Origin of the sequence: Frankia sp. CcI49 (genome assembly GCF_001983215.1) — a bacterium.
GTDB lineage: Bacteria > Actinomycetota > Actinomycetes > Frankiales > Frankiaceae > Parafrankia > Parafrankia irregularis.
On record NZ_MOWP01000019.1, the window covers coordinates 219,994 to 234,296 of the forward strand.

10 protein-coding genes are annotated in these 14,303 nt (G+C 71.5%); 4 read left to right on the forward strand and 6 right to left on the reverse strand.

The features are described 5' to 3' along the window. The first annotated feature begins 149 nt into the window (after positions 1–149). The gene (locus tag CcI49_RS18965; protein ID WP_241840135.1) at positions 150–2,693 is read left to right on the forward strand and encodes a hypothetical protein; all 2,544 of its coding nucleotides are present in this window, start codon (positions 150–152) and stop codon (positions 2,691–2,693) included. Between the two features lie 18 nt (positions 2,694–2,711). After that, a complete protein-coding gene (locus CcI49_RS18970; RefSeq protein ID WP_076828202.1) occupies positions 2,712–3,560 on the forward strand; it encodes a hypothetical protein in 849 nt (282 codons plus the stop codon). Between the two features lie 84 nt (positions 3,561–3,644). Here the strand turns inward: CcI49_RS18970 and CcI49_RS18975 are convergent, their stop codons facing one another. The 4 genes from CcI49_RS18975 to CcI49_RS18990 form a co-directional block, all read right to left on the reverse strand. Then, a complete protein-coding gene (locus CcI49_RS18975) occupies positions 3,645–4,160 on the reverse strand; it encodes a PPOX class F420-dependent oxidoreductase (protein WP_054570310.1) in 516 nt (171 codons plus the stop codon). 95 nt (positions 4,161–4,255) lie between these two features. Next, entirely contained in the window at positions 4,256–5,257 is a 1,002-nt protein-coding gene (locus CcI49_RS18980) for an aldo/keto reductase (RefSeq protein ID WP_054570311.1), read from the reverse strand. A gap of 152 nt (positions 5,258–5,409) precedes the next feature. Continuing rightward, positions 5,410–7,284 (reverse strand): TerD family protein, encoded by a 1,875-nt coding sequence (locus CcI49_RS18985; protein WP_076828204.1) that lies wholly within the window; start codon positions 7,282–7,284, stop codon positions 5,410–5,412. 151 nt (positions 7,285–7,435) lie between these two features. After that, positions 7,436–8,065: a lactate utilization protein gene (locus CcI49_RS18990; protein ID WP_076828207.1), complete on the reverse strand. Its 630-nt coding sequence runs from the start codon at positions 8,063–8,065 to the stop codon at positions 7,436–7,438. A 315-nt stretch (positions 8,066–8,380) separates the two neighbouring features. On the opposite strand from CcI49_RS18990, the gene CcI49_RS18995 reads away from it, so the two are divergent. Continuing rightward, positions 8,381–8,812 carry a helix-turn-helix domain-containing protein gene (locus CcI49_RS18995; RefSeq protein WP_235498354.1) on the forward strand — a complete coding sequence of 144 codons (432 nt, stop codon included), beginning with the start codon at positions 8,381–8,383 and terminating at the stop codon, positions 8,810–8,812. A 117-nt stretch (positions 8,813–8,929) separates the two neighbouring features. Here the strand turns inward: CcI49_RS18995 and CcI49_RS19000 are convergent, their stop codons facing one another. Beyond that, positions 8,930–9,856: an alpha/beta hydrolase gene (locus CcI49_RS19000; protein ID WP_054570313.1), complete on the reverse strand. Its 927-nt coding sequence runs from the start codon at positions 9,854–9,856 to the stop codon at positions 8,930–8,932. Positions 9,857–10,252: 396 nt separating this feature from the next. Between CcI49_RS19000 and CcI49_RS19005 the strand changes: the two genes are divergently transcribed. Next, a complete protein-coding gene (locus CcI49_RS19005; RefSeq protein ID WP_076828209.1) occupies positions 10,253–11,824 on the forward strand; it encodes an MFS transporter in 1,572 nt (523 codons plus the stop codon). 92 nt (positions 11,825–11,916) lie between these two features. On the opposite strand, the gene CcI49_RS19010 is transcribed toward CcI49_RS19005, so the two are convergent. Continuing rightward, complete coding sequence (locus CcI49_RS19010; protein ID WP_076828211.1) at positions 11,917–14,265, reverse strand: Geosmin synthase; 2,349 nt, start codon at positions 14,263–14,265, stop codon at positions 11,917–11,919. Between the last annotated feature and the right edge of the window lie 38 nt (positions 14,266–14,303).

The following is a 14,303-nucleotide window of genomic DNA, read 5'->3' on the forward strand; positions in this document are numbered from 1 at the left end:
GTCCGGCGGGTCACGGGCAGGCACAGCCAGGGCACGGTCCGGGGCAGGGACAGGCGGGGCTGGGGGCGCTCGCCGGGAGGGCGGCGCGGCTGGCCGGCCGGCAACCTGGCGGTCCAGCGCCCGTACCCGGACCGGTCCAGGGCCGGATCGTGTTCGACAGCGCGTGGTTCCCGATCCGCGAACACGGGTCCAGCGGGTTCTCCATGATGGGCAGTCGCCGGCTGCTGCTGACCGACCGTCCGGCTGTCTACGTCCACGAGACGAACGTGCTCGGCGCCGGGGTCTTCTCCGCCCTGGAACCTGCCGTCGACCCGGATGCGTCCGTCGAGCTCGTCGAGAGCAGCACCCGCCTTTTCGTCAACGCGCGACTGCCCGGCGACCGGACACTGAGCGCGTCCACAGTGGCGCCGCTGCCACCCGACGCTCTCGCGGTGCTGACCAGCCTGCAGGGCCGCCTGCTCGCGGACGCCGCCTCGACCTCGTTCGTCAGCCCGTGCGCGGTGTCGGTGACGCTGCTGTTCGAGGACGACCCGGCGGCCGGGGCAGCTGCCGAGTCCGGAGCTGTCGGCGGGGCTGGAGCGGAAGCAGCCAGCCCGGGCGTCGATCCCACGGCGCGCAGTGGCGCCGCGGTCGGGATCGGGCCCGTGGAAGCAGGTGCTACCGCGCCGGGGATCGGGGGCGCCGGCAGACCGCACTCGTCAACGTTCCCGTTCCCCGCGGCGCCAGCGCCGCCAGCCGCTCCCGCACGTCCGGTACCGCCAGCACCTCCGGTTCCGCCGTTACCGCCGGCGGCTCCGGCGGCTCCGGCGCTTCCGGAGCTGACCGCGTATGTCGTGCTGCGAGGAGGGCGGCTGGAGCTGCGTTCCCGCGGGCGCACGCTCGTCGACTGGCCCCGCAACCGGATCGAGCTGACCGCCATGGGGCCGACGGCCGCACGGCTGCGAGGCGGCGCCGTCCTGGATGGACGCTTCCTCACCGGCGTGATCCTGCACCTTGTCACCCCGCAGGTGCTGCACGCCTTCCTCACCGCGGCAGCCGCGGCCACAGCCACCGGGTCCCACCGGGTGGCCGGCGCGGCGAGACCGGCGGGATCGCCGGAGGCAGCGGGTGTCGCCGCGGCGCTGGGCGAGGGTGCGACAACCGCGGACGAAGCCGGCAGGGACCACTCCGGAGAACACCCCACGCCACCGCGGACAGGACCGGCACAGTTCGGGACGTCCGCTGCCGTCGCCGCGCGTGGGGTGGCAGGCAGCGCCGACGTCGCCCGGCTGGACTGCGTCCTTCATGACACCACCCTTGAGCTGCAGGAAGTGCACAGCTCCCAGGTCGTGGCACGTTTCGATCTGACGGACTCGCGGCTTCGGGTCGCCGGCTCCGCCGAGCGGTTCGTTCTGTTCGACCCGGAGCACGGCCCGGTGACGGTGCAGTGTGAGTCGGCGGCGTTCGGCCGGCGTCTGCAGGAGCATCCAGGCGTGCGGACCGCGGCCGAGCGGACGTTGGCCACCGGCCCCTACCCCGCCGAGCTCGCCGATGGACGTCCGGTGGCCTGCGCCGTTTCCACGGACGCGCTGCGGGTCCGTGGGCCTGGAGTGGACCTGTACCTGCCGTTCTCCGCCCTGCGGGAGGTGGCGGGGACATCCACCCAGGCGCGGGCGGAACTGCGGGTGACCGCGGCGGCAACCGCGGCGACCGGAATGGCCAAGGCGGCCGAGGCCGCTGACGCGACGATCGTGGGGCAGCTCGAGCTGGTGCGGGCGGTGCACACCGACATCGTCGCCGGCCGCAACGCGCTCACCGACCCTCGGCACATCGCGGACATGCTGCGCGCCGCCGCGGGACTCGAGGAAGACTATTTCCTCTACACGATCTTCGGCCCGTTCTACGAGCTGCATGCGGTGCTGCTCGGCGACGGGATCGGCGCCAGGCTGGGCGGCCAGGTGCCGTTGCCGGGTGATGACGAGGGGCGTGCGCGCACCGCCGCGACCCTCGCGGAGGGGCTGGTCGAGCTGCAGCGCCACCTGGACCAGGTCGGTTCGGTGCTGCCGGCGTTCGTCCGGCATCGCGACGCACGGCTGCTGGAACCGCTCACCGGGGGCCGCGAGCCGGCCTGGCTGAAAGCGCAGGAGGGTCGGCTGCGGGCCGCGCTCGCTCCCGCGCAACGTGCCGCCGCCGAGACCGGTCAGCTCGCCGCGCAGGTGTCGCGGCTGCTCGACCTCGACCCGGCGGCCCTGCCACGACCGGACTACACCGGCGCCGCCGTGTCTCTCGGGGTCGCCGCGTTGCTCAATCCGGTCTTCCTCGTCTCCGGTGCGAGCCAGGTCTACAGCCGGTACGCCCAGGGCGAGAAGCGCGTCGCGGCGGTCGGGGCGCAGTCCGCCCGCGGCTGGGCGACGGTGATCGACCGGTGGAACACTCTTGTCACCACCACACTTCCGGTGCTGGGCTATGTACTCACCGAGAACCTGTTCGCGCCACGCTGGGAGACCACCCGTCAGATGGCCCTCGAACTGCGCGGAGCGCCGGTCGACGTCCGCCACGAGGTGCTGCGGGCCGTCGCGCGACGCCTCGCCAGGCTGGACGTACTGCGGCGCTATCCCGCGAACTCCGGGATCCGGGTGGGTCGCGGCGCCATCGCCGACCATCTGCGCGCAGCCCGGGACGCCGTCAGCACCCCTCGGTTCGCCGACTTCTGAAAGGCGCAGGCCGCGGATATGCCCCTTTTCAGCAGCCAGTTCGACCGGACACGCCCCCACGTCGACACCTACGCCGGGCGGCACAACGACCCAGGTCTGCCGCCCCTGCTCGCCTCGGCCGCCGGCGGCGCGGTCGTCGGCGCCACGGTGGTCGCCACTGCGCTTCTCGCGGACACGTTGGCCGACACGGACCACCAGGCCCACGACCTCGACACGCCACACGACCAGGAGCCGGCCCACGAGCTGGACCCGGACTCGACGGCCCACCACGACGGCCGAGCCGACCAACACGACGGCAGTGCGGCCCACCCGGACAGCGATGGCGATGGTGATGGCGCAGAGAAGTCACCGGAGGACGACAGCCTCGCCAAGCACGCGGACGAGTCCGCCGAGCTCCGACTCACCGATCACGACAGTGGCAGTGACGGCGCCGCTGCCGGAAGCGGTGGCGGTGGCGGTGGTGAGGCCGAGTGGGGCCATGGATGGGACACCGGCTGGGATCTCGACCCGCACGCCGGCCAGCCGGAGATGTCCAACGCCGCGGCGGCACTGGCCGACAGCCGCACAGCCGCCGATCACAACGACGACCAGGCCGGCGCCAAGCAGGTCGCCGGGCCGGGCGCCCACGAGTTCCAGCACGCCTCCCAGGAACACGAAGGCGGCTTCGGTGACGGGTTGGATGACCACGGACCCAAGGAGCACGCCGACGACACCCACGACTGGAAAGGCCCCGCCGATCACAGCGATCACGTCGATCATCTCGACCCGGCCGCCGACTCGGTTCTCGGGCATGACGTCGCCTTCGACGACCACCCCCTGATGCACCCGGACGATTTCACCGGCGGCCCGGATCTCCTGCATGGCTGAGGAGGCGAGCAGCAGCGCCTTGTCTGCCCGGGCAGGCGGGCACCGACCTCGGTCCTGGTACAGGCGGGCTCTGGCGCAGAGGTTCTAGCGCGCTGGGGGCTGCGGGTGATGGGGTGCCGTCGTCCCGCCCATCGGGATCGGAGGCAGGCCAAGCTTGTGATGATCCCAGGAACGGACGCGCTCGACATCGACCCGCACGGCGACCCGCTTGTGCAGCATGTTCTCCACAAGCGGCTTCACCTCGTCGCTGTACGGGCCGTGATAACGCTCCCAGACGTTGACCCCGACCTTCCACAGCGCCTCGGCGTCATCGACCATCTCGGCCCGGCCCTCCAGGGACACGCCGCGCAGCGCGTCATAGGTCAGGCCATCCTCCATCAGGACGGTCACCCGCGGGTCGCGGCGAATGTTCAGCGCCTTCTGCGCCTTCGCCTTCGTCTCGAACCACAGGACCCCGTCGAGGACGGCGAACCACATCGCGACCGCGTGTGGATGCCCGTCCGGACCGAGCGAGACAAGCGTCGCCGTGCGTCGCGTGGCCACATAGGCCGAGACCTCCTCCGCCGTCATCTCGACCTGGGATCGCTGGTTGACGCCCACCGCTCAGACCCCTTTCCGGGAGGAACGCCCGATGACGAGCCGAGATATGCGGCTCTGGAACACCCGGCCGGCACGGCCGAGCCCACGACGCGGTGTCAGCGGCTGGCCCCGGCACGGCGGGGTGGGACGGAGATGCCGGCGACCGGGCGGGTCCGGTAGGGGGCTTCGAGGCGGGCGGCCTCGTCGTCGGTGAGCACCAGGTCGAGCGCGGCGACAGCCTCGTCGAGATGCTCGGGCTTGGTCGCACCGACGATCGGGGCGACGACGACCGGATTACGTACCAGCCAGGCCAGTGCCACCTGGGCCCGGCTGACACCGCGCTCAGCCGCGATCTTGGCGACCTCGTCGACGATCAGCCGGTCGTCATCGTGGTAGAGGGTCCGGGCGAAGGCGTCGGTCTCGGTGCGGGTGGTGGTGGTGTCCCAGTCCCGGGTGAGGCGACCGCGGGCGAGCGGGCTCCACGGGATGACGCCGATCCCCTGGTCCGCGCACAGCGGGAGCATCTCCCGCTCCTCCTCGCGATAAAGGAGGTTCAGATGGTTCTGCATGGATACGAAGCGTGTCCAGCCGTGGCGTTCCGCGACGAACAGCGCCTTGGCGAACTGCCAGGCGGCCATCGACGAGGCGCCGATGTACCGGGCCTTGCCGGCACGGACGACGTCGTGCAGTGCTTCCAGGGTCTCCTCGATCGGGGTCGAGTCGTCCCAGCGATGGATCTGGTAAAGGTCGATGTAGTCGGTGCCGAGGCGACGCAGGCTGGCGTCGATCTCGGTCATGATGACCTTGCGGGAAAGTCCCGCACCGTTGGCGCCGCGCCGCATCCGGCCCTGCACCTTGGTGGCGATCACGACCTCGTCACGCCGGGCGAAGTCACGCAGGGCTCGGCCGGTGATCTCCTCGCTGCGGCCCAGCGAGTAGACGTTCGCGGTGTCGAAGAAGGTGACGCCGGCCTCGACCGCCCGCTCGAAGAACGGCCGGGACGCCTCCTCGTCCAGCGACCACGGATGCGTCCCCTGCCCAGGCGTCCCGTAGCTCATGCAGCCCAGGCAGACCCGGGAGACCTCCAGACCGGTCGACCCCAGCTTCACGTACTCCACGAGAACAGCACCCACTTCCGCGGTGAGGAACCTGCGAGGATCCGCCAACCGGTAACTCTCCCACGGACCGGTCGCCGGGGATGTCCCACCATCACCGCCGCCGCCGACGCTCCTGATCATCCCGGCCGGTGGCCCAGCCGGTGGCGTCTGCCTCAGTCGGTGGCGTCGACGCCGTACCCGCGGGCCAGGTCGACCAGGCCGTGGTCGTGGCCCTGGCCGACCGCGCGGAACCGCCACATGCCGTTGCGGCGGTACACCTCGGCAAGCACCATGGTCCGCTCGGTGGTCGCCGCGTCCAGGGTCGCGTGCAGCCACGGCTGCCCGTCCGGGGTGCGGGCCGCCACGTTGACGGGCCCGATGTCACCGAAGGTCCGGCCGTCACCGAGTGCCGCCGCGATGACAACCCGATGCACCGAGCTTGGCAGGGTCATGAGATCGAGAGTGATCGCCTGCTCCGACGGGCCGTCCACGCTGAGGCTGGCGGCACCGTCGTCGGTGTGCGGCTGGTTGAAGAAGACGAAGTCGTCGTCGTCACCGACCAGCTCGTTCACGCCCAGCAGGAACGCGACCAGGTCGATCTCCACCGTGCTGTCCCAGGCCCAGGTGGCGGCGACGGTCCAGCGCGCACCTGCCGTCGCGACCGGGAGGTCCACGACGGCGCCCCGCACCAGCGACCGCGGCGCGCCGGGGCTCGGCTGGCCGGGCACCCGGCGCCCGGTGGCGAGCAGGTCGTCGAGCAGCCGCAGGAACGTGTCGGCGGTGGTCACCGGGAGTCCGAGGGTACGGATCCGCGCCATCCTGCGGTCGGCTTCCCCGCCGGGAAGGCACACCACGTCCGTCACGCTGGCGGTCAGGTTCACCGCCGCCAGGCCACCGGCGTCGATGACCCGTTCCCGCAGGGCGGCCGCCTCGGCGTGCGGCCCGCCGAGGACGAGGACGCGCCGCACCGCGAACGGTCGCCGCGCCGCCGGCCCACCACCGCCACGCGCGGCGGGAACCTGCGCGGCCGTGGAAGCAGCCGACGCAGCCGCGGGAGCCGCCGGAGCAGGTGCTGTGGCAGGAACAGGGGTGGGAACCAGCGCCGGGGCGCGAACCAGCGCGGGTGCGGGGACGTCGCGGGGGCTGCCGGTGGCGACGTCGGCAGCCAGCCGCAGGAAGGTCGCCTCGTCGATGACGGGAACGCCGTGCGCCACAGCGGCCTTCGCCTTGCCGCTGCCGGAGCCGGCGTGGTTCGTCACGAGCACGCTCGTGCGGCGGCTCACCGAGGTCGCGACGGCGAGTCCGGCATCGATGGCGAGCTGTTCCAACCGATCTCTGGGAGTGTCCGTCTCCCCGGTGAAGGCGATCCGCATGCCCTGGATCAGGCCGGCCTCGGCGAGCGGGCCCGGGTTGACGAACGCGCAGCGGGCTCGCGGCGCCCGGGCCGGCCGCGGTGCGGGCGTCCGGTCGCCGGCGGTGATGGGCAGCTCCAGGTCCTGCTCCCCGGCCAGGGCGAGCATRCGCGGCAGGACCTCGGCGACCACCAGGGCGTCGGCCAGCGCGTCGTGCTGGCGTTCGAAGGGCACCGCCCAGAAGTCGGCGATGGTCGCCAGCCTGAAGTCGGGGACCGGCAGGTCCAGCCGCCGGGCCAGCGCACAGGAGCACATCCGTCGTTCGATCGGCAGCTCCCGACCGACCCGCGCGGCCTCCGCGGTGAGGAAACGCCAGTCGAAGGACGCGTTGTGYGCGACCATCACCCGCCCGGCGAGGCGGGCGGCCAGCTCGTCGACGACGTCGACAAAGGTGGGGCTTCCGGCCAGCAGCTCCCGGGTGAGGCCGTGGATGTGTACCGGGCCGGGGTCGCAGCCGGGGTCCAACAGCGTGGTCCACCGCTCACCGACCGAGCCATCCGCGCCGACCTGCACGACCGCGATCGACAGGATCCGGTCCCGGTCCGCGGCCAGCCCGGACGTCTCCACATCGACCACTGCGAACGGGTGCGAGTGCGCTGCCGGATGGTTCGTGGGCGAGATGGCAGGAGCGGTCACAAGGTGCACTGTGGACGATTACACCCAACAAGGTACACACAAAAGAAACACCACTTGAACAAATAAGCGTTCATGGTCGACGCCAGAACACCCGCTCCGGCCCCCGGCCGGCTGCGGACCGGCCACGGCCGGTCCGCAGCCCCGTGCCGGATCAGAAGCCGATGGTCTCCCGCACAAGAATGACCGTCCCCCGGTCGGGGAAGGCTTCGCGCTCGAGGATCAGGATGCGCCCGATGAAGGACGACTGCCCGTAGAGGTCGGCCAGCCGCCGATGCTCGCGGGGCAGGCTGTAGGTGCGGAGTCGACGTAGGGCGGTTTCCAGGTCCGGGACAATCTTCTGCGCGCCCACGACCCAGATCGCGCGCCGGGCACCGGACGCATAGGGAGCGAACTGGCTCCCACTCGCCGAGCCGACCACGAGATGGCCGCCCTCGGTCACGGCGTGGACGCTGCCGACGACGACGTCCGGAGTGGCACCGAGCCGAATCGTGGCGTAGACGTCGGTTCCCGGCGCCGGCGCCGCGGCACGAACAGACTGATATTTTCCGGATTCGTCGATATCGGCCTGGATGCCGGACTCGCGCAGGGTCTCACTCGACGCGGTGAAGACCGACTGGTCCGTCGGCAGGATCTCGGCAACCAGTGCGCGAGCCTGCTCCACCGTGTCCACCACGTGCACGGCGAAGGCGTTTTCGCGAAGCGCGGTCGCCGCCCGCCCGATGCTGCTCTCCGCGGCGGCGGCTGCGAACGCCTCGTCCAGCGCAGGTGCCTCTATTGTCATTTCTTCCCTCTCCGAAAAAATGCCGTCCATCTCGGCGGCTCGTTGGCCCGGATCACATTCTTGTGACCGCGCGGAGTCCGGGGAAGAAGGCACTTTTTTCTGCCCTGGTTCGGTGCAGGTAACCAGGATGGCCAGCGGCGCCCGCCGCGCCGCGTGGGCCTGACGGGTGCCGGCTCCACCACCGGGCCCGATGTCGCGCCGACTCCCCTGCCGGGATGCACGACAGGCCGATCGACTGACGTATTACCTACTTGACCGGTGAGAAAAGTAGTATTCAGGGAGCAGGGCCACCGTCACCGCTGAGCGGAGGTCGCGTTGACCGAGAACACGCTGGACCGGACGGGGCGGGCCCACCGCCCGGAGCCCGGTGAGGGGACCTCCGGGGCCCCGCAGCCGCGCGACGACCTCAACTGCCAGGCCCGGTCGGTCATGGACCGCGTGGGCGACAAGTGGTCCCTGGCTGTGGTCAACCAACTCAGCGCCGGCCCGCGACGCTTCACCGAGGTCCGGCGCATGCTCCCCGGCATCAACCAGCGGATGCTGACCAGCACGCTGCGGGCCCTGGAACGTGACGGCCTGGTCAGCCGCACCATCCACGCGCAGATTCCACCGCGTGTGGACTACGAGCTCACCGCGCTCGGCCGGACCCTGCTCGACACGGTCTCCTCGCTGTTCGACTGGGCGGCAAGCAACGCGGCTGACATCGACGAGGCCCGGCGCCGCTACGACGCCAGAGACCGGCCCTGATCTGGCTGTCACCGACGACCGCCGCACCACGGCGTCACCGTGTGCCACCGCGTCACCGTGTGCCACGATGTCACCGGTGGGCTGCGTCAGCGTGCCACGGTGGGCTGCCCCTGGCGCTCAGGCTTCTTCGCCGAGCACGTGGCGCAACCAGTCTCGCGCCGCGGCCAGATAGGCGCGGCTCAGGTCGGTGTCCGGGGCCCAGGTCTCGAATCCGTGCGGTGCGCCGGGCACGACGTGGAAGGTCGTCGGTACCCCGGCGGCGCTCAGCCGTCGCGCGTAGTCCCTGTTCTCGCCGAGAAAGAGATCGACATCGCCCACCCCGACCCAGGCGGGCGGAAGTCCCCGCAGGTCCTCGCGGCGGGCCGCGACGGCGAACTCCGGCAGGGCCTGGGCTCCGGGATCGGTGGCCAGGTAGGAACGCCAGCCGAAGCGGTTGAGCCGGTTGTCCCACACCGGGTGACGGGCCGCGTCCAGCTCACGTCGTGCGGCGGTGCGATCGTCGAGCATCGGGGCGTGCAACCACTGGGCGGCCGGCGCGGGCCCGTCGGTGTCGCACAGCCGCTGGACCAGGCAGGCGGCCAGCCCGCCACCAGCGCTCTGGCCGCCGATCGCCACTCGCGACGGGTCCACACCCAGCTCACCGGCCTGCCGCACGAGCCATTCCCACCCCGCCTGACAGTCGTCGAGCGCCGCGGGAAACGGAAAGGCCGGGGCGAGCCGGTAGTTGACGGACAGGACGACGATGCCGAGCTCGAGCGCGGTCTGACCACATTGACGATCGTCCTGGACCGCCGACCCCATGATCATTCCACCGCCGTGGATCCACAGCAGCGCGGCGCCCGAATGCCGCACGTCCGGACGGTAGAGCCGGGCATCGTGGCCCGCGACAGGCACGGTCTCCACGGTGACACCGGCGGTTGTCACCGTGGGCATCCGACGGATCGCGAGCCGGACCAGGCCGCGAACCCAGGTGCGGTCGACGCGTACCCGTGGTGACCGGCGCAGCCTGGCTCGCAGCTGCGGCGCGACCGCGCCGGACGTCATCGACTCCCCTCCCATTTGCCCACGGTAGCCCGCATTCGCCCACACCCGCCACGGAACCGTGTGCAGGTGCGGCCGGGCACGATCACGGGCTTGGCCAGGAGCGCCGCCAGAAGTTGCCAGGGGTGTGTCCGGGCTCACCTCCCCGCCGGAAGGCCGTCTCACTCGTACCGCTGACCTGCACATATGCGATTTCGATCGGGCGGCTCGCCGCGCGTCACGGGCCCGCTGGCCTCGATGCGGCGGCCTCGGCCGGGAATTCCGAATCCGCGCGTGGACTTCTGCAGTGTCGATCGGCCGGCAGTGTCGATCAGCCGGTGGGGCCCGCTCACGTCGAAGGCGCAGGTAGGCGGGACTGTCCGGCTCTACAGACTCGGTTGTGGAAGGAGCCCGGTGCGTATGTCGGGCGGTGTCGACACAGCGGCGCGTCAGGCCGGGAGCGAACACAGCGGAGCCGGCGAACACAGCGGAGCCGGGAAACACGGCGCCGTCGGCGGCGTCAGCGGGGCCGCAGGCAACCCCGGGCCACCGGCCGCGGTGGTGGATTCGCGGCGGTGGCGGGCGCTCCCGGTGATCCTCATCGCCAGCTTCATGAGCCTTTTCGACGTCTTCGTCGTCAACGTGGCGGCACCGAGCATCGAGAGTGACCTGGGCGCGTCCAACGCCGGCCTCGAGCTCATCGTGGGCGGCTACTCGTTCACCTACGCCGCCGGTCTGGTCACCAGCGGTCGGCTCGGTGACCGGTTCGGACGCCGTCGCCTGTACCTGATCGGCATGGCCGTCTTCACCGCCGCGTCGGCGCTGTGTGGTGTCGCGCCGAACGAGGCGACGCTCATCGGTGGCCGGCTGCTGCAGGGCGCCGGCGCGGCCGCCATGGTGCCGCAGGTCCTCGCGCTGATCACCGTGACCTTCCCGCCGGCGGAGCGGGCGCGGGCCTTCGCCTTCTTCGGCGTCACGATCGGGCTCGGCGGCGTCTGCGGGCAGGTCCTCGGCGGGGTGCTGCTCGACCTGGACATCCTCGGTCTCGGCTGGCGTCCGATCTTCCTGGTCAACGTCCCGATCGGGCTGGCGGCGCTGGTCGGCGCGCGGCGGCTGGTCACCGAGTCGCGGGCCGCGCGTCCGGAGAGCCTCGATCCGGTGGGGCTCGGCGCGTTGACGCTCGGTATCGGCCTGGTGCTCGTCCCGCTCACCCTGGGCCGCGACGAGGGATGGCCGCTGTGGACATGGCTCGCGCTCACCGCCGGCCTTCTCGTCCTCGGCGGGTTCGTCGGCTGGGAGGCACGGCTGGCCCGCGGCGGCGGGCACCCGATCATCCCACCGGCGGTGGTGCGGTCCCGGCCGGTGGTCGGCGGCATGGTGATGAGCGCGGGCTACTTCCTGTTCTTCGGCGGTTTCCTGCTCTCGCTCACGATCTTCCTGCAGGCCGGCCAGCACCGCTCACCGTTGAACGCCGGGCTGATGTTCGCACCGCTCGGTGTCGTGTTCGCGCTGGCGTCGCTGTGCGCCCGGCCGCTGGCCGCCCGGTTCGGGCCGCGCGTGCTCAGCGCCGGTGCGCTGGCCACCTCGTTGTCGCTGGTCGGGTTCGCGGTGGCGGTCGCGGCGGAGGGCACCGGCGTCTCGGCCTGGGAGCTGACCCCGCTGCTGATGCTCGCCGGTGTCGGCAACGGTCTGGTGATCCCGGCGTTGGCGGCGACCGTGATGGCCGCCGCCCCGGCGGACATCAGCGGGACGGTCAGCGGCGTCCTCACCACCACCCAGCAGTTCGCCTCGGCGCTGGGGGTCTCCGGCGGTGGCGCGCTCTTCTTCGCCGAGAGCGCCCGGAACGGCCCGGACGCCGGACTGCTCGCCACCGTCCTCGTCGGCCTGGTCTCGGTCGCCGTCGCCTTCCTCGGCTCGCTCGTGCTCCCCCGCGGTACGGTCGCCACGCCGTCCGTACCGACGGCTGCTCCCGTCCCCGCGAAGGTCGCCTGACCAGGGTGTGCACCGGACGTCCGAGCGGTAAGGGGACGTCCGGAATGCCAGGAGATGTTCGGGCGGTCAGAAGGCGTCCGGGCGGTCAGTGGTCAGGGCCGAGCCGCCAGGCCGCCTGTGCCGGTACGCGCGATGCCGGCGGCGAGACGCGCGGCGGACGTCCCGAGCCCGGTCGGGGAGCCGAACGGCGGGACACCGGCCGCCGGATGCCGGCGCAGCTCCGACTCGTCGTAGCGGCGGGTCCCCTCGTGCCAGCGGAGCACGCCCGCCATCCAGTTCCGCAGCTCACCCACGTGACGCCCGACCGCGGCCCGGGCATCCTCGGCGAGGCCGAAGGCGTCGAACATGGCGGGCAGCTCACGGTCCACGATGTGCTCGAACTGCCGCATCCGGGCGGTCATCAGGTCGTTGACGACCGCCATGGCCCGCTCGGCGGGGCAGTCGAGGAAGTTGCGCACCACCAGAACACCGTTGTTGAGCTCGCCTTCGAACTGGATCTCCTTCTGGTACGAGTAGATGTCGTTGAGCAGGGCGGCGTAGTCAGCGGCCGAGTTCTCCAGCGCGCGGATCGGGCCCGCCGCACCGACCTCGGCCGGCAGTCTCGATTCGGAGCCGATCCGGGTGAGGGTGATGGTCAGGTCGGCGCCGAAGGTCGCCCGCCGCATCTCCAGGTAGTCCACCGGATCGGGTATCCGGTTGGCGGCGTGGTTCGCCAGCTCCCACAGCCAGCTGTCGAGCATCCTGTCGACCGCGCCGCGGAAGGCGCGGCGGGCGTCGCGGTCCAGCGGCGGCGCGGTGTGCGCCCACAGGTCGGCCAGCGCCTTTTCCAGGGGAATCACCGGAGGTGGAGCCGCCGCGCTCGCCCCGGGCTCCAGGGGAAGGAATTCCTTCAGCCGTTCGGTGCACGCCCGCGCGCCGGCGAGGTCCCGGGTTCGTCCGAAGACCACCGGATAGTAGTCGTCCGCGTAGGTTCCCCAGGTGAGCCAGCGCGCGGCCAGGAAAAGCGCATCCCGGTCCGCCGCGGGGTGGATGCAGGCGGCGCAGAGCGGGAAGTCGTAGGAGACGAGCTTGTGCTCGTCCCAGATGCCGGGGACCGGGTCGAGCAGGCCCGTCGCCCGCGACCATCGGACGGTGTCGCGCCGGGCGCTCGCCAGGTGGGGGTTCTCGCCCGTCTCGAAGGGCATGTAGGGAGCCGGAACAGGCATGGATCCGACGGCCTGGAAGGGCACGTGGCTGAAGGCCCGCAGCCGCTGCGGCGCCGTGGCGAGGATCGATTCCAGCACTCGGGCGGTGGACGTGCCCAGGCCACTCGGGCCGGGCGGCAGCAGGCTCGGCGTGGCCGCGCTGTCGTTCATGTAGCGGCTGGAGCGAAGATGCCATTCGTGGCCGCCGGACTGCCAGTCCTGCAGGCCCTTGACGTAGGCGAGAACGGCGGCGCGGGCAGGCAGGTCAGCGCCGTTCTCGTCCAGCAGCGGCGGGACCTCGACGACCGCGGTGTGCTCGAACTGGTGCAGCCGGGACGTGAGCAGGTCGTTCACGAGCTCGGCCGCGCTCTGGGTGTCGCAGCCGAGGAACCGCTCGAGCACCAGGACCCCGTTGCTCAGCTCGCCTTCGACCTCGACCTCGCGCTGGTAGGAGAACAGGTCGTTGCGCAGGTGGATGGCGTCGGCGAAGGTGTCGAGCAGCACGCGCATCGGACGCCGGTCCGCGACGGACGCCGGCACCTCGGCATCGGCGGCATGCTCGACAAGGTTCGCCGACCAGGGCGCTCCCCCGACCTTGCGCCGCATCTCGATGTACTCGATCGGGTTCGACACCCTGTTGTCGTTGATGTTGGCGAGTTCCCACAGGGATTCGTCCAGCAGGTTCCGGGTGTTCGCGACGAACCGCTGCCGCCACGCCGCGGTGCGGTCGGGAACGGTACGCGACCACAGGTCGACCAGGCCGTGTTCGACCGGGTTCGCCGGCGCCGGCGCGCTGCCGGAAGAGCCTTCGGCGGCTTCGCCGACGGCCTTGTCGACTGTCTTGCCAGCTGTCTTGTCGGCAGCCTTGTCCGCCGCTTTTCCGGTGGCCCGCTCGGCAGCGCCGTCGACCGGCATGAAGGCATGCAGCCGGTCCAGGTACTCGCGGGCGCCGGCCATGTCGCCGGTTCGCTTGAAAAGCTCGAGAAAATGGTCATCGAAGTAGAACACCCACACGTACCAGTCCGTGATGAGCGCAAGCCGCTCGGCGGCGGCGTCGGGATGGGTGTACGCGCACAACAGGGCGTAGTCGTGCGCCTCGAAGTCACGCTGCGTCCAGATCGCGGGCCCTCCGTCGGCCGGGCCGATCATTCCCATCTCGCCGGCCCAGACCAGACTGTGCGCGCGGGCGGCCTCCAGGTTCGGGTTGAGCCGCGCCGGATACGGTACGTAAAACCGGGGTAGCGTGAACGGTTGCATAACGCGCTGCACACCTTCCTCTGTGCTCGGATCACCGA